Here is a 14,865-nt window from a genome sequence, read left to right as displayed (position 1 = left end):
AAAGTAAAAAGCGTTATGCAAAGTGTATCACATGTATAGCGCTTTTAGTTTTAATAAATTCTATTGGAAGATGTGCAGGATAACATGTACCATATGAAGGATTTGAGCCGCTGAGCCAACGAGAAAAATCAATCCTAAAAAAAGTGATCCATTTACATTAAAGCCAATTCCCCTTGATTTTTCGACGAGAATCTGATACATTCATAAAAAAGACAGGAGGAGAGGATTATGCCGGAATTGCCAGAGGTAGAAACCGTAAAGCGTCTGATTGAGCCGCAAATTGTGGGGCGGCATATTTTACAGGGAATCGCACTGCATCCACAAGTGATTGCGCATCCGGGAGCTGATGTATTTTGCAATGCGCTGAGAGGGCAGAGGGTGCAAGGGACCGATAGAAAAGGAAAATTCCTGCTCATAAATCTGGAAAGTGGAGATGATATTGTCGTGCATTTGCGGATGACAGGCAGCCTCTATGCAGCACCGACAGATTTTCCTTTGGAAAAACACACCCATGTGATTTTAAAGCTGGAAGGTGATAGGGAATTACGCTTTGTGGACATGCGCCGCTTTGGTCGCTTGTGGCTATTGCGCCGGGATGAAGAGGACTCTTTTTCCGGAATCACGAAGCTGGGACCAGAGCCATTTGCTGTAGAATTCAACGGAGGCTATCTACAGGATGCCTTGATCAATAAGAAGCGGGCGATCAAAGATTGCCTGCTCGACCAGCATATTGTCACAGGCATCGGCAATATCTATGGCGATGAGATATTGTTCGCAGCAAAAATCCATCCCCAGAGACCCGCTTCGAGCCTGTCAGCTGAAGAGTGCCAGCGATTGTCTGAATTGATACCGCAGGTGCTGCTGCGGGCTATTGAGCAAAATCGCATATCGCCAGAAGAATATTTGAAAGAGAAAGGCCGGGGGTATCGAAGCACACCTTATTTTAAAGTCTATGGCAAAAAAGGACAGCCTTGCCCTACCTGCGGTGAACCTCTTTGTCGTGTAATTGTGGCTGGCCGCAGCAGTACATATTGCCCCAGCTGTCAGAAATAGTTTAAACTCCGGGCAGTGGCGAAGCTGAGGCAGCCATGATTGACAAAACCTTTTGAAATGCTATAATGAACAATGTTCATTTTGGGGGTGATTTCCGTTAACAATGTAGTGACTTCTAAAGAGGCCATTTTGCGGGCCTGTAGAAAAATGGTGTCAGAGGAAGGTCTCCAGGCAATCAACATGCGTGGGGTAGCGAGACGGTGTGACGTGGCTCTCGGTTCATTATATAACTATTTCCCGTCTAAAGAAGATCTGGTCACGTCGACCATTGAAAGCGTGTGGCGGGATATTTTTCACACAGAGAGCAAATGCAAGACGGACATGCCTTTTCCTGACTATGTGAATTGGATCTTTGAAAATGTAAAAAAGGGGGCTGAGCAATATCCTAACTTTTTTACAGCCCATTCGATCAGTTTTGCCAGCAATGCTGTAAGCCGCGCACGAAAAACGATGGAACAGTATTTTTCTCATATGAGGGAGGGACTGCTTCAAGTCTTGAAGGCCGATCAGCGTGTTCGACAAGATGCATTTTCTGACACTTTCACACAGTCAGCCTTTGCTGACTTTGTACTGAGGAGTTTATTATCAGCTCTCGCAGAGGAGGAGAACTGCTCTGTGTTGAGCGAGATGATTCGCCGAAGCATATACTAAAATAAATGCCCGCCGCCAGGCGGGATTTCAAAGAACTCAATATGAACTTTGTTCACATTGATGGAAAGGAAGTAATAAGATGAAGAAATATTTGAATCTATCGCTGATTTATGCCATTGCAGCCATGGCGGGAGGCGTTTTTTACAGGGAATTTACCAAGTGGAATGGATACACTGGAGTTACAGCTTTGGGAAAGGTCCATACACATTTGTTTCTGCTGGGTATGGTGCTCTTTTTAATTGTAGCGTTGTTTGCGGCTCATACCGACCTGAAAGAAGAGAAGCTGTTTCGCATCTTTCTCAAGGTGTACAATATCGGTGTGCCGTTGACTGCGGTGATGCTGGCGGTTCGGGGTATCACACAGGTCCTTGAAACGACACTATCTACAGGGGCCAGTGCCGCCATATCAGGGATTGCGGGAATCGGCCATATTCTCACAGGAGTGGGTTTGATTTTGTTTATCCTGTCTCTGAAGAGAATAGCGAAGAATTAGGAGGCAGTCATGGGAGAACATACCTTATTTCACGTTAAAAAGAGAACACTGCTGTGTATTGCGGGATGGGTCTGGCTGGCAGCTGGAATCAATGTGGCCAGACTGGGCATTTTGTCTTTTATGGAGTATCAGATCACCTGGATTCATATTTTGCTGTCCCTTGCGGTATTCTGCATCTTTGGCCTGATGTTTTATGGAATGTCGGTCAAGCATTCCAGGCGAATTCTCGGTTATGAACAGGAGAAGCGGCCCTTCTGGCATTTTTTTGACATAAAGTCCTACTGCATCATGTGTTTTATGATGGGCGGGGGTATCTGGCTTCGTTCATCTGGCCTGGCACCGGGATTGTTCATCGGCTTTTTTTACACTGGACTTGGCTGTGCGTTGGCATTGGCGGGAATTTTGTTCTGGATAAACTTTTTCAGGCTGAAGCCAGGAACGTGTTAGCATAAATTTAAAATTCTCATACTCCTCCAGGGAAAGGGTATGAGAATTTTTTGATTGTACTAAATGTGGTGTATTTACTTAGCAGTTCCCTTTTCTAAGGCGGAGGCAATCAATTCCCGTGCACTAGCTCGCGTGGTTTCTGTGATATTTTCTCCACCTAAAAGTCTGGCGATTTCATCGACGACTTCTGCTTCAGGCAGCCTGTCTACATGAGTATAAGTGCTGTTTTCATCGGATTCTTTCTGAATGCGGTAATTGGCATCTCCGTTGGCTGCAATCTGGGGCAGATGGGTGATGCAGATAATCTGATGATTTTGGGAAATCTCCCGCAGCTTGCGTCCGACGATGCTGGCTGTAATGCCACTGATTCCGGCATCGATTTCGTCAAAGATCATAGTAGGGATGTTATCGTAAGTTCCCGTGATGTTCTTGATGGCCAGCATGATCCTGGATATTTCACCGCCGGAGGCGATTTTGACAAGTGGTTTTAACGGCTCGCCTTTGTTGGTGGTGATCAAAATCTCCACGATGTCGTTGCCGTCGGGGCCGATGACATCGGGACTCTTAAAATCTATGGACAACCTCGCTTCTCCAAAGTTGAGGTCGTGGAGTTCTTTTTCGATGGACTTTTCCAGCATAGAGGCGCTCAAACGTCTTGCCTTAGTCAGCAGATCAGCTTGCTTCTTCAGACTCTCATAACATCTAGCCGTTTCCTTTTCGAGAGAAGCTTTAACTTCGTCAAAGTTCTCAATTTGATTCAATTCCTCACTGATGCGATCCCGATAAGCCAAAATCTCCTCTACATTGCTGCCGTATTTCTTTTTTAGGTTTTCAATTAAATCCAACCGGGAGATGGCCTGATCCAGTTCCTCTGGTGTGAAGGTGATTTTTTCTCTGATATCGCGTAGAGCGGCAGAGATGTCTTCCATCCGATAATACATGTCGGCAAATTCTTCCGTGAGAGCGGAAACCTCTTTGGAATACTCAGAAATCCCCTGCAAAGCGCGTAAGCTGCCGCCTAATGCTGACATAGCGCTGGCCTCGCCTTCGTTGAGCAGACCATAGGCGGTTTCAATACCGGCAAAGATCTTTTCACTGTTTTGCAGTAGGGAAATTCGTTCTGCCAGTTCCTCGTCCTCACCGGGCTTCAAGTCGGCCTTGTCGATTTCGCTCTTCTCAAAACGATAGAAGTCCATTTTCTTTAAATTATCAGCTTCCATGTTCAGCAGTTTGTTCAGCTTTGACTTTACTTCGTGATACTTCTGGTAAGCGGTGTCAAAAGCGCTGCGAAGAGGTGAAATCTTATCTGCGTGATAGCTGTCTACCAGACGGATGTGATTTTCTGCATTGAGGAGAGATTGGTTGTCATATTGTCCATGGATATCGGCCAGCTTGCGGCAGGTCTCCGATAACTCGCCCAGAGTCACCAGCTGTCCGTTGAGTTTGCAAAGGTTCTTGCCTGCGGCGGAGACTTCCCGAGTGATGACGATTTCCTCTCCGTTCAGTTCGCCTGCCAGTTGCACAACCGCTTTGCCGGCACCGTGACGGACAAAAGCAGAATCAGCCCTGCTCCCCAGAGCAAGGCTAATGGCTTCGATCACTATGGATTTTCCGCTTCCGGTTTCACCAGTGATGATATTCAGACCCTCTTCAAAATCGATTTCTGTATTCTCAATAATAGCAAAATTGTTAATACTGATGTGATTGATCATTGTCCTTTTGACCTCATGATTAACATATCGTTAAAAATAGCCATAATTTCTTCTACGTGTTCCTCTTTGTCGATGATGAGGAGCAGTGTATTATCTCCTGCCACAGAACCTACCACGTGGGGCAGTCCGATACAATCGACTGCCTCGCCTGCAGCTGGTCCGCAGCCAGACAATGTTTTGATCACAATTAAATTCTGGGCGGATGCAAAGGACGTAATCGTCTCTCTGAAAATCTTGACGAATCTGTCAGAAATCGGTGCATCCTGTCTGGCGCTGACTGCATACTTGTATTTGCCTGTAGAGGACAATACCTTGATCAGCTGTAATTCCTTGATATCTCTGGAAATAGTTGCCTGGGTAACTTCGAATCCTTCAGCCTTCAGCATGGCAGCCAGTTTATCCTGTGTTTCTATCTCATTGTTTGCTATAAGTTCCAATATCTTGTTTTGTCTTGAATAGCGCATGATGTTCTCCTTTAACCGTATAATCAAATCCTAAATTCATGTATGATTATACCATGGTATACATCAAAAAGAAAGAATAAATATTATTTGAGAGAGACAAAAAGCCGAGGATTCAGACGCATAGCTGTTTTTTGCCTTATTTTTTAACGGTTGCCGTTGCCACTGTATATGATGTATAATCGTTTGTAAAATATTACCAAAATATCGTTGGTAAGCGCCTTTTGTGGACAAACGTACGTTCTTGTGGTATACTATAACTTAATTTCATTAAGTCTATTAGAGTTAATGGTAAGTCGAAAAGAGAAGCAGGTGAATGATATGGCAGAACGATATGAGCAACCCTTTTCCATGACAGAGAGTATTATGAACATGGTGATTGAGATTGGTGAACTGACAGGACAGATTACCGCACATGATCAGTTGTCAACCAATCCGAGGCTGCGTCGCGAAAATAGAATCAAGACGATCCATTCATCTTTGGCAATTGAGAACAACACGCTGTCCTTAGGGCAGGTTACAGCTGTCATAGAGGGAAAAAAAGTGTTAGCACCACCGCAGGATATACGGGAAGTAAAAAATGCTTATGAAGCTTATGAAAGATTGCAGAACCTGAATCCGTACTCTTTAGAAGATTTGTTAGAAGCCCATCGTTATATGATGAGCGGGTTAATAAAGGAAGCAGGTGTATTCAGGAGCAAAAATGCAGGCGTATATAGCGGGACAGAGCTGATTCACGCAGGATCACCGGCAAACTATGTCCCGGAGTTAATGTATAATCTCTTTACTTGGATGAGGAATTCACAAATACACCTTTTGATAAAGTCCTGTATTTTTCATTATGAATTTGAATTTATCCATCCTTTTGCCGATGGTAACGGACGGACAGGAAGACTTTGGCATTCATTGCTATTACAAAAATGGCAGTCTTTTTTCGCTTGGCTTCCAGTAGAAACGATGATTCACGAACATCAGGAAGCATATTATGAAGCCATCAATGCTTCCAATACGGCTGGAGAATGTACCATATTTGTAGAGTTCATGCTCGGGATGATTAAGTCTACATTGGAAGAAATTGTAGACAGCCAAGGTGTATATCAGGACAATTGAGTATAAGGGAAATAGAGTGAGAAAGTCACCTTATAATTAGAAAGGATCAGAATGCGTATATTAGGAATTGACCCGGGATACGCCATTTTAGGATGGGGTGTTTTGGACATGAAGGGAAATCATTTTTCTGTAGTCGATTACGGAGCCGTCACCACCGATGCCAAGATGGAGATGCCCCAGAGACTGCAGCATCTATATACAGAACTTACTGCCATTATAGGACAGTATCAGCCAGAAGAGGCTTCTATAGAAGAACTCTTTTTTAACAACAATGCCAAGACGGCCATCATGGTGGGACAAGCCAGAGGCGTTGCTGTTTTAGCCTGTGTCAACGGAGGACTTGAAATCAGCGAATACACGCCCCTGCAGATCAAACAGGCTTTGGTAGGATACGGACGGGCCGACAAAAAACAGGTACAAGCCATGGTAAAAGCAGTCCTCAACCTGAGCGAAGTGCCAAAGCCGGACGATACGGCGGATGCAGTGGCGGCAGCCATCTGTCATGGCCATTCCGCAGGTAATCGAGTGAGAAAGTTATTGAAAGTCAAGTAATAGATTAAGAGGAAACATATGATTAGATTTATCAAAGGTATTTTTCATCCGGGGCTTTCAGGTTCCGTAATCATAGAGACAGCGTCTGGGATGGGGTTCGAGGTGAACATTCCTGCCAATTCCAGTCTTTACAAGAATCTGGAAGGGGAAGAGGTCAAAGTGTACACTTCAATGATCGTGCGGGAAGACGACGTGAGCCTCTACGGCTTTTCCGACAAAGAGAATCTGGAACTCTTCGAACTGCTGATCACGGTCAACGGTATCGGTGCAAAAGCCGGCATGTCTATCATGAGCGCCCTTCCTCCGTCAGAGCTGAAGCGTGCCATTGCCATGGGAGATGCGAAAGCCATTTCTGCAGCCAACGGCGTGGGCAAAAAGACGGCAGAGAGGGTCATATTAGAATTGAAAGACAAGGTGGGAAGTTTTGATGACGACATCCTGGCAGAAAGCGACGTATTTGTCCCTGCCAGCGATGAACGAAGCGAAGCCGTTGCAGCACTGATTGCTTTGGGATATACCAAGAACGAGGCTGCCGATGCAGTGGGAAAAGTCAAGAAAGAAGACCTGACCTGCGAAGAATACATTAAAAACGCACTGAAAAACTTATTTTAGGGGATAGAATATGAGTGAAGAGAGAATTACACAGTCCAGTGCCGCGCCTATGGAGGAGAAACAGGAGACGACCCTAAGACCGCAGCATTTGGAGGACTTTATCGGACAGAAGACCGCCAAAGAGAATTTGAAGATCTTCATAGAGGCGGCGAAACTGCGAGGGGAACCGCTGGATCACGTCCTTTTTTACGGACCGCCCGGTCTGGGCAAGACGACTCTGGCAGGAATCATCGCTAACGAGTTAGGCGTCGATATCAAAATCACTTCTGGACCTGCTATCGAAAGAGCAGGGGATCTGGCTGCGATCCTGACCAATCTCAACGAAAATGACGTGCTCTTTATCGACGAGATTCACAGGCTGAACCGTTCCGTAGAAGAGGTGCTATATTCTGCCATGGAGGATTTTGCCCTGGACATCATCATCGGCAAAGGACCTTCTGCCAGATCCATCCGTCTCGATATCGCCAAGTTCACTTTGATCGGGGCGACCACAAGAGCAGGAAGTCTGTCAGCGCCGCTGCGCGACCGTTTTGGCGTGATCAGCAAATTTGAACTGTATGACACAGAGGAACTGGCAGAAATCATCAGACGTTCTGCCAGCCTTTTGAATATCGAGACTGATACCGATTCCCTCTGCGAGATGGCAAAATGCTCTCGCGGGACACCTCGTGTAGCCAACCGGCTGCTGAAACGAATGCGAGACTTTTCGCAAGTTCGCGGAAGTGGCGTCATAGACGCTGAAATTACGAGAAAAGGACTGGCGGCTCTGGGTGTAGACGAGCTGGGCTTGGAACGGCTCGACCGGGAGATTTTGACCACGATTATTGAACGATTCAACGGCGGCCCCGTGGGAATCGATACGATTGCGGCCTCTATCGGAGAGGAACGAGTCACCATCGAGGACGCCTATGAACCTTATCTGATTCAGTCCGGTCTGCTATATCGTACCCAGAAGGGGCGAATGGTATCTCAACAGGGTTATAAACACCTGGGACTTGACTTCCCAGGCGCTGAAGATTCTGCAGTGCCAGAGGAAGAAGAGAATGCCCAGGAAAAACTATTTTAATCTGTGAATGGAGTAAAACATGAAAATAGATGAATTTGATTATGAACTGCCTAAAGAATTGATTGCGCAGAAACCGTCAGAAAAGCGGGACATCTGCCGTATGATGGTTTTGGATCGGCAGGAGGAAACCATTGAACATAAACACTTTTACGACGTGATTGACTATTTGAATCCAGGAGACTGTCTGGTATTGAACAATTCCAAGGTACTGCCGGCAAGGCTCTTCGGCGAGAAAGAAGGCACTGGGGCAAAGGTGGAATTTCTGTTGATTAAGAGAATAGAAGGGGATAGATGGGAGACCATGGTCAAGCCGGGTAAACGTCTGAAACCGGGGGATTCCGTTACTTTCAGCGATCATTTCCGGGCGGATATTTTGGACTATGGTCCTGACGGCACCAGGATTGCAGAGTTCCGGTATGACGGCATCTTCATGGAACGTCTGGAGGAACTGGGCAAAATGCCTCTGCCGCCATATATCGAACGGGAAAGCACCTTAGAAGATAAGGATATGTACCAGACAGTTTACTGCAAAGAGGAAGGTTCCGTGGCGGCGCCGACAGCGGGGCTGCATTTTACGGAAGAACTGCTGCAAAAGGCCCAGGACAAGGGCGTCAAACTGGCTTATGTGACGCTCCACGTGGGCATCGGCACCTTCCGTCCGGTCAAATGTGAGAATGTGGAAGACCATCACATGCACTTTGAGGAATATTTTGTCGATGAGGAAACGGCAAAGACCATCAACGAGACCATTATAGAGGGCGGCAGAATTATCTCCGTGGGAACCACTTCGACCAGGACCTTGGAGAGCGCGGCTTATCACGACGAGGCCTCCGGCAAAAATCTGATTCGGGCAGGAGAGGGCAGCACCGGAATCTTCATCTATCCTGGCTATGAGTTCAAGGTCGTAGATGCCCTGATCACCAACTTCCATCTGCCAAAGTCCACATTACTAATGTTGATTTCAGCTCTTTACGATAGAGAAAAAATCCTGGAAGCCTATCAGGCTGCCGTGGAGGAGAAGTACCGGTTTTTCAGCTATGGGGATGCGATGTTGATTAAGTGAATGAAAGAATTGAGCATATAAGAGCCCGCTGCGAAGCGGGAAGATCAGGAGGTCATTACGGTGGATAATCATGGCGAAATGCTGATCTGGAAACTATAAAGAGACTGGAACAAAAAGGCAAGGAGCAGAAGTGAGTTGTTCGAAATGGGAAAAATAAAATCCCCATAGTCGGAGTGTGATTTTTCACATATCGGAATTTTGAAGGAGGGAATAAAGCATGTGGGCATGCCCCAAATGTGGAAGAGAGTTTAAAAGAACAAATCAGGGACATTATTGCGGAAAAGCACCCGAAACGGTACTAGAGTACATAGACTCGCAACCATTAGAAACACATTCCCATTTAACAGAAATGATGATTACATTGCAAAATAGTGTTCCATGTATCAATGAACGTATACTATGGAGTATGCCGTATTATGAAAAAGTAGGAAAATCTATCTCTTTTTCTGCTTGTAAAAAGCACATTAGTTTTTATGCAGGGGTTGAAGCTATTGAAGAATTTGCCTCAGAGTTAAGCGTATTTGTCACAAAGAAAAATGCAATCTATTTTCCTTATAATAAAGCGTTGCCGACAGAACTGATTACAGATATTGTAAAATGGTGTTTAAGCTGATTTGACAACTTCCAGTTTGCAGTATTGATTAAAAATTAGATTTTGTATTAGAATTTTTTAGAGGAGGGATAAATTTGATGAATGATTTATTAAGAAGCGAAGAATACGATTTCGTTAATTCTAAGGATAAGCAGTTTATAGTGGCTTTCGATTCTGAAATGTTAAAGTTAGGCTATACTTGTAACCAAACAATAGGAGAGGGATATTGTTGGGGAAGGAAAATGATTATTTACACAAAAGCAGGCGTAAAAAGCAAAAAATCATATGCTCGAATTTATTTACGTGATAATGACCTGATTCTCCGTATGTATTTCAGTAATGTAGATCAACATAAGCAGGCAATTGAACAAGCTCCTGACTATATTCAGCAGGCATTTACTGGTGAGTATGGAGCTTGTAAGCATTGCCATAATATGAAAGAGGATGGGACATGTAATCATAGAAAAAGCTATACGGTTCACAATCAACAGTATGAATTCTGTGACGGTTTTGCTTTTTGGTTCTTTTCTCCTGACCTTGCAAGAATACCGGATTACATCAAGTTGTTTCTAGACTTTTATCCTGATAAAAAGCGAAAAGTAAAAGTTATGTCATAATGGACCAAGGGGATTTACTAAATTTCAGTTTATCGGAGAGTCAAATAGCGGAGGGATAATCGTCTATGAAAATGCCAGCAGAAAATATCGATACGGTCATGTTCGCTCCTTGTGGAATGAATTGCAAGGTATGTTATAAGCATTGCTATCACAGAAAACCATGTGCCGGGTGCCTGAACAGCGATGTGGGAAAGCCGGAGCATTGCCGTAAATGCAAGATCAAAGACTGCATCAAAGACAAAAGCTTGTCTTATTGCTTCGAGTGTTCCGACTATCCGTGTAAGATGATAAAGAATCTTGAAAAAAGCTATAACAAGAGGTACCAGGCAAGTCTTATGGAAAATAGCGAGTCTGTTCGTCAGTATGGGTTGGAAGCATTTATGAGGAAGCAGAAAGAAAAATATACCTGTTCAAAATGCGGCGGCATTATTTCCATTCACGACAGAGAATGCAGCGAGTGCCAGGAAAAGATGAAAAATGAAGCGTCTGGCTTAAAAGGTTAGAATATAAGGAAGTGAAAGGGACTTTCACATAATCGTACCAATATTTTTGTCTATCACTGCAAGGGAAACGCCCTCAAAAGCACATCGGATCGGTCGCAACTAAAACAACCACGGCAAACGCATGAAATAACTGTGATCTGCTATACTGCTCGCCTTCATTCTTGATTTTTTTGAATTTGCTTGCGCTACTCCCTTTGCAAAAATGGTAAAAACAAGCAGATTTATCTTTTTTATTGATTTTCATCGCTCTTTTGAAAACAGTATATCCCTTAAATGGAAAATAAAGAGAAAATATTCCGCCTAAATCGCTGAAACGCGCAAGAAATCAACAATTATCAGTAAATGAAGGCGCGCGGTTTGTTTCCTGTCTTTGCCGTGCTAAAACAATTTCTGATACTTGATATACGACAAGCAAAGCAGGTGTAATCCTATAGAGATGGAAGTGTATGAAGATTTTTGCAAGCAGGGATGAGCTTGATCCGCAAAGTGTGGATCAAGCTCATCTCGTTTACTATGAAGGTGTAAAACGCTTTTATGTTGAAGTGCCGGACGATGCCGACCCATGGGAGACACCGTTGCAGTTGTCTTCTTTTGTTAAGCGCGGAGAACGAACTGTGAATGCTTACTGGAGCAAGCTTTGGGTACAGCAGCGCATTGTTCCCTCGGATCGACAAAACCTCGACCAGATGATGATATGATTATTTCTTTTGGCTGACAAATTTAAGTGAACTCCTTGCGTTAGATCAACTCTAGCTCCCGTGCTTTTAGAACCGCATCCATAGCATTGTTCACGCCCAGCTTTTTATAGGCCATGGAAATATGTGTTTTTACAGTCGTCAGTTTGAGCCCTGTCATATCACAGATTTCTGCGTTTTTGTATCCCTGGGACAGAAACTCGATCATTCGCTGCTGCTGCGCCGATAACTTTATGGGTTTACTGTTTAGGGACAGATGGAAGGTAATGCCTTTTTGATGTTTAGCAGTTTCATAGGCCGCCAGCATCGTATCATGGACAAAGGCCCGCTGTAATGCTCCATGGTAATCCTCATGACTGATCTTGGTGAGAATTTTTTTCAGGACAGCGACAATCGAAGCCCCTTCATCTGAAACCGTCATGATAAAACCATAAGGCTGCAGGATTAATAGCGCTTCCTCCAATTCTGTCACCGCTTCTTTTTTCTTTCCTACGGCCCAGTAGACCGATGACAACAAAACACAGGCTTCGGCCAGATCCAGAGGTCTGCGGACATTTTTGCCAAAATCCTTTAGCAGATTGCAATACTTCAAGGCCATCGGGGTATTTTCCAGTACAATGTAGGCTCTTGCAGTAGTAAAATGCTGAAAGGAGCGGAACAATTCGATATGCTGCGTATCAATGACAAAATATTGATCCAGCCAGGCAGAGGCTGCGCTCTTACTGCCATCCCAGAGCTTTAGCCTGGTCTGATAGGCTTCCAGGTTAGGAATAAAAAATTGTGCGCGGGACTGGGTAACCTCTGAGAGACGATCCAGTACATGGCGGGCTTGTATATATCTGCGCTGCCGCCATAAAATGCTGTGATGAAGAATCAACATACAGATCAGTCCTTCTTCTTTATTCTCGTCACGAAAGGCTTTCAAGGCACGGTCATTTTCGGCAAAGGCAGTGTCCAGCTCTCCCCTTTCATAGGAGAAGCAGGCGGGAAGACCGTATTTAATATAATTCCACTCCGCCCCCAGAAGTACAGCAAAGGTCTTATCCAGCTTTTCAACACTTTTCGGGTCCAGGGCCAGATCCGTATAATCCAGGTTGCTTCGATGCATGTAAGGCATATTGTGACTAAAGGAAGCGATGTTCGTTGCCAGTCCGCCTGCAGTAAACTTTTTTACATAACGACCAAAGCGCTTGAACTGGCGAATCTTAGTCAGCATACTGGTGCGGTGATCCACACTGTAGGCCAGGATCGCATATTCTACAAACTTGGAATCTCCTAGTGCGATGCGGGGGAGCATTTTGTAGACTGCGTCCATGTGTTCCTCGAACTCCTGATGATGGCTGGTAAGGTAGTAATACCAGGCGCTCAGGATGTGGAGGGCAGGCACTTGCCTGAAGGCTTCCTTGGGGAAATCACGTGCAAAGAACGTTCGCAGAAAATCTGCATAATCTGCAATAATACCCTTGTTATTTTCAAAAAGAAATAAATAGAGATAAGTATCAATACCTTTATAATCGCCGCTGTCCAGCCAGAAACGCAAAGCCCTGGAATAATCTTTGTGCTCCCGGTAGTAAATAGCGGCTTTTTTGTAGAGGGCGCTATTCTTATCGTGACCGTTTAGCAGTAATTGCTCCCGGAGAAAGTCCAGAAATAAGTGGTGATAACGGTATGTATCGCCATGGAGGCGGCTGAGAAAGGAATTGGTCTGGCTCAGATGTTCCATGACGGCCCCTGCATCTTTGCGGCCTGTTAACAGCGAAGCCAGAGAAATATCGAATTCGTCGGCAATGGCGGTCGCCAGACAGAACTCTCTAAGCGGCATCTCCCATGTGTCCCACACCTGCGTTTTAAAATACTGATCAAAGATATATCCGCTCCGCAGATCAATCTCGCCGCTCTGGGCCATTGTATTGACTCCCATAGCCCAGCCTTCGGTGGCCTGATAGGCGAAACGGGATTCTTCCGGAGTCAGGAACCGTCCCAGGCTGTTGAAGTATTCACGGATTTCATCCTCTGAAAAACGAAGCTGTTGAGCTGTGATGATCTGCAGGTTTCTGTCATGGATTAGAGGCATAAACTCTTCAGGTGCTTCATGACGAGATAGAATCAAAAGAGTAAAAGAGTGGGGCAGCCTTCTGATGACAGCAGGGAGAGACTTGCGAATCTCGCCGCTTGTGATGGTGTGCATATCATCAAGAACCAGTGCATAGTGCCCGTCTTCAGGTACCATATCTGTCAGCAGTTGTACCATGTGTTCTACCGGGGTCGCTGAAAAGGCAGGATCTGTCAGAACCTGTTTCATCGCTTCATTATCCGGCTGCGTCGAAAAAATGCCGGTAGCCAGTTGTTTGTAAAAGACAGAAGGGGAGTTATCATAGGCATCGAGTCCGATCCAGACAGGTTTTCTGCCGCTGCGGGCAAGCCAGAGAAGCGCAGAAACCGTCTTGCCGCTTCCGGCCGGCGCACAGACATAGACGGTGGAATACCTGGCGGCGCGGTCAAATACAGATAACAGCGTCTGACGCGGTGCGTAAATTTCGGGTAGATTATTGGGAGCGAATTTTTCACTGAGAAAATTCAATTCTGACATTTCTTTTCTCCTTAGCTGTCGATTTATGTAATACGTATTATGAGTCCTTATGTAAGTGATTGATTTCTTATATCAGTATACGACAAAATTCACACGCTGACAATCCTCAAGGCAAAAACCTCATACTGTTATTTAATTAACAATATATTTTATCCAAAAACCTCATACTGGTTGAATGGCCTGTCACTGTACATAATGTATAATACTAATAAACTAGTGGCTTCAGTTTTGTGATTGGAGGTCTCGTCATGAAAAGCCATACGATAAGAAACAAGGGGTTTCAATATTCAATACGGACCGCAGAACTGGTTCGGTACTTGCAGGAACAGAAAAAAGGATTTCCGCTTTCAGAGAAGCTCCTTTCCTGCGGCCTTGAGGCAGGAATGCACTGTCGGCAAGGGGAGGAAGAAAAAGATTTGCATAAGCTTGCGGCAGAAAATATCAAAGAAGCGGACTTCATCATTGAGATGGCAGTATACGCAGGATACCTTACAGAGAAGCAGAGTCTTCCCATAAGAGAAGAAGGCAGCGCTTTGCTGGAGCTCTTGCAGCAAACTGAGAAATCAACTTAGTGATGGCAGCAGATGCCGCCTCAATTGCTGCATCTATCATTTTGATTGTCAGAAAACAAAGGAAAGAGAAAGGAAT

17 protein-coding genes are annotated in these 14,865 nt (G+C 45.0%); 14 read left to right on the top strand and 3 right to left on the bottom strand.

What is annotated here, in order from left to right; translation table 11 throughout:
- Positions 1-228: 228 nt before the first annotated feature.
- From mutM to ACMQ5W_RS17565, 4 genes are all read left to right on the top strand, one after another.
- The gene (gene mutM / locus ACMQ5W_RS17580; RefSeq protein ID WP_419026290.1) at positions 229-1,053 is read left to right on the top strand and encodes a DNA-formamidopyrimidine glycosylase; all 825 of its coding nucleotides are present in this window, start codon (positions 229-231) and stop codon (positions 1,051-1,053) included.
- A gap of 129 nt (positions 1,054-1,182) precedes the next feature.
- The gene (locus ACMQ5W_RS17575; RefSeq protein WP_419026289.1) at positions 1,183-1,704 is read left to right on the top strand and encodes a TetR/AcrR family transcriptional regulator; all 522 of its coding nucleotides are present in this window, start codon (positions 1,183-1,185) and stop codon (positions 1,702-1,704) included.
- Between the two features lie 79 nt (positions 1,705-1,783).
- A complete protein-coding gene (locus ACMQ5W_RS17570; RefSeq protein ID WP_419026288.1) occupies positions 1,784-2,197 on the top strand; it encodes a DUF2871 domain-containing protein in 414 nt (137 codons plus the stop codon).
- A 9-nt stretch (positions 2,198-2,206) separates the two neighbouring features.
- Complete coding sequence (locus ACMQ5W_RS17565; protein ID WP_419026287.1) at positions 2,207-2,644, top strand: hypothetical protein; 438 nt, start codon at positions 2,207-2,209, stop codon at positions 2,642-2,644.
- Positions 2,645-2,718: 74 nt separating this feature from the next.
- On the opposite strand, the gene recN is transcribed toward ACMQ5W_RS17565, so the two are convergent.
- Positions 2,719-4,356: a DNA repair protein RecN gene (gene recN / locus ACMQ5W_RS17560; protein WP_419026286.1), complete on the bottom strand. Its 1,638-nt coding sequence runs from the start codon at positions 4,354-4,356 to the stop codon at positions 2,719-2,721.
- On the bottom strand, positions 4,353-4,820 hold the full coding sequence (locus ACMQ5W_RS17555; RefSeq protein ID WP_067542334.1) for an arginine repressor: 468 nt from the start codon (positions 4,818-4,820) through the stop codon (positions 4,353-4,355). The genes recN and ACMQ5W_RS17555 overlap by 4 nt, the downstream gene beginning before the upstream one ends.
- A 318-nt stretch (positions 4,821-5,138) precedes the next feature.
- Between ACMQ5W_RS17555 and ACMQ5W_RS17550 the strand changes: the two genes are divergently transcribed.
- The 9 genes from ACMQ5W_RS17550 to ACMQ5W_RS17510 all read left to right on the top strand — a co-directional run bounded on the left by ACMQ5W_RS17550 (position 5,139) and on the right by ACMQ5W_RS17510 (position 11,630).
- Entirely contained in the window at positions 5,139-5,927 is a 789-nt protein-coding gene (locus ACMQ5W_RS17550) for a Fic family protein (protein ID WP_419026285.1), read from the top strand.
- Positions 5,928-5,978: 51 nt separating this feature from the next.
- Positions 5,979-6,479, top strand: coding sequence for a crossover junction endodeoxyribonuclease RuvC (ruvC, locus tag ACMQ5W_RS17545; protein WP_419026284.1), 501 nt, complete (start codon positions 5,979-5,981; stop codon positions 6,477-6,479).
- A gap of 18 nt (positions 6,480-6,497) precedes the next feature.
- A complete protein-coding gene (ruvA, locus tag ACMQ5W_RS17540) occupies positions 6,498-7,091 on the top strand; it encodes a Holliday junction branch migration protein RuvA (RefSeq protein ID WP_067542329.1) in 594 nt (197 codons plus the stop codon).
- Between the two features lie 10 nt (positions 7,092-7,101).
- Positions 7,102-8,157 (top strand): Holliday junction branch migration DNA helicase RuvB, encoded by a 1,056-nt coding sequence (gene ruvB / locus ACMQ5W_RS17535; protein WP_419026283.1) that lies wholly within the window; start codon positions 7,102-7,104, stop codon positions 8,155-8,157.
- Positions 8,158-8,176: 19 nt separating this feature from the next.
- Entirely contained in the window at positions 8,177-9,220 is a 1,044-nt protein-coding gene (gene queA / locus ACMQ5W_RS17530; RefSeq protein WP_419026282.1) for a tRNA preQ1(34) S-adenosylmethionine ribosyltransferase-isomerase QueA, read from the top strand.
- 217 nt (positions 9,221-9,437) lie between these two features.
- Positions 9,438-9,833, top strand: coding sequence for an iron chaperone (locus ACMQ5W_RS17525; protein WP_419026281.1), 396 nt, complete (start codon positions 9,438-9,440; stop codon positions 9,831-9,833).
- A 77-nt stretch (positions 9,834-9,910) separates the two neighbouring features.
- Positions 9,911-10,429, top strand: a complete 519-nt coding sequence (locus ACMQ5W_RS17520; protein ID WP_419026280.1) for a hypothetical protein — start codon at positions 9,911-9,913, stop codon at positions 10,427-10,429.
- A 65-nt stretch (positions 10,430-10,494) separates the two neighbouring features.
- Positions 10,495-10,932: a DUF3795 domain-containing protein gene (locus ACMQ5W_RS17515; protein ID WP_419026279.1), complete on the top strand. Its 438-nt coding sequence runs from the start codon at positions 10,495-10,497 to the stop codon at positions 10,930-10,932.
- Between the two features lie 446 nt (positions 10,933-11,378).
- A complete protein-coding gene (locus ACMQ5W_RS17510; protein ID WP_419026278.1) occupies positions 11,379-11,630 on the top strand; it encodes a hypothetical protein in 252 nt (83 codons plus the stop codon).
- A gap of 40 nt (positions 11,631-11,670) precedes the next feature.
- On the opposite strand, the gene ACMQ5W_RS17505 is transcribed toward ACMQ5W_RS17510, so the two are convergent.
- Positions 11,671-14,217: a LuxR C-terminal-related transcriptional regulator gene (locus ACMQ5W_RS17505; protein ID WP_419026277.1), complete on the bottom strand. Its 2,547-nt coding sequence runs from the start codon at positions 14,215-14,217 to the stop codon at positions 11,671-11,673.
- A 248-nt stretch (positions 14,218-14,465) separates the two neighbouring features.
- Between ACMQ5W_RS17505 and ACMQ5W_RS17500 the strand changes: the two genes are divergently transcribed.
- Positions 14,466-14,789, top strand: a complete 324-nt coding sequence (locus tag ACMQ5W_RS17500) for a hypothetical protein (protein ID WP_419026276.1) — start codon at positions 14,466-14,468, stop codon at positions 14,787-14,789.
- Positions 14,790-14,865 lie beyond the last annotated feature (76 nt).

The organism is Emergencia sp. (assembly GCF_048465375.1).
Taxonomy (GTDB): Bacteria; Bacillota; Clostridia; order Peptostreptococcales; family Anaerovoracaceae; genus Senimuribacter.
Note: the sequence above shows the minus strand (reverse complement) of the source record. Positions and strands in the feature narration are given on the sequence as shown.

Bases quoted from the DNA above. Each gene is read 5' to 3' on its own strand.
- mutM (WP_419026290.1), top strand. From the start codon at position 229: ATGCCGGAATTGCCAGAGGTAGAAACCGTAAAGCGTCTGATTGAGCCG.
- ACMQ5W_RS17570 (WP_419026288.1), top strand. From the start codon at position 1,784: ATGAAGAAATATTTGAATCTATCGCTGATTTATGCCATTGCAGCCATG.
- ACMQ5W_RS17565 (WP_419026287.1), top strand. From the start codon at position 2,207: ATGGGAGAACATACCTTATTTCACGTTAAAAAGAGAACACTGCTGTGT.
- recN (WP_419026286.1), bottom strand. From the start codon at position 4,356: ATGATCAATCACATCAGTATTAACAATTTTGCTATTATTGAGAATACA.
- ACMQ5W_RS17555 (WP_067542334.1), bottom strand. From the start codon at position 4,820: ATGCGCTATTCAAGACAAAACAAGATATTGGAACTTATAGCAAACAAT.
- ACMQ5W_RS17550 (WP_419026285.1), top strand. From the start codon at position 5,139: ATGGCAGAACGATATGAGCAACCCTTTTCCATGACAGAGAGTATTATG.
- ruvC (WP_419026284.1), top strand. From the start codon at position 5,979: ATGCGTATATTAGGAATTGACCCGGGATACGCCATTTTAGGATGGGGT.
- ruvA (WP_067542329.1), top strand. From the start codon at position 6,498: ATGATTAGATTTATCAAAGGTATTTTTCATCCGGGGCTTTCAGGTTCC.
- ruvB (WP_419026283.1), top strand. From the start codon at position 7,102: ATGAGTGAAGAGAGAATTACACAGTCCAGTGCCGCGCCTATGGAGGAG.
- queA (WP_419026282.1), top strand. From the start codon at position 8,177: ATGAAAATAGATGAATTTGATTATGAACTGCCTAAAGAATTGATTGCG.
- ACMQ5W_RS17525 (WP_419026281.1), top strand. From the start codon at position 9,438: ATGTGGGCATGCCCCAAATGTGGAAGAGAGTTTAAAAGAACAAATCAG.
- ACMQ5W_RS17520 (WP_419026280.1), top strand. From the start codon at position 9,911: ATGAATGATTTATTAAGAAGCGAAGAATACGATTTCGTTAATTCTAAG.
- ACMQ5W_RS17515 (WP_419026279.1), top strand. From the start codon at position 10,495: ATGAAAATGCCAGCAGAAAATATCGATACGGTCATGTTCGCTCCTTGT.
- ACMQ5W_RS17510 (WP_419026278.1), top strand. From the start codon at position 11,379: ATGAAGATTTTTGCAAGCAGGGATGAGCTTGATCCGCAAAGTGTGGAT.
- ACMQ5W_RS17505 (WP_419026277.1), bottom strand. From the start codon at position 14,217: ATGTCAGAATTGAATTTTCTCAGTGAAAAATTCGCTCCCAATAATCTA.
- ACMQ5W_RS17500 (WP_419026276.1), top strand. From the start codon at position 14,466: ATGAAAAGCCATACGATAAGAAACAAGGGGTTTCAATATTCAATACGG.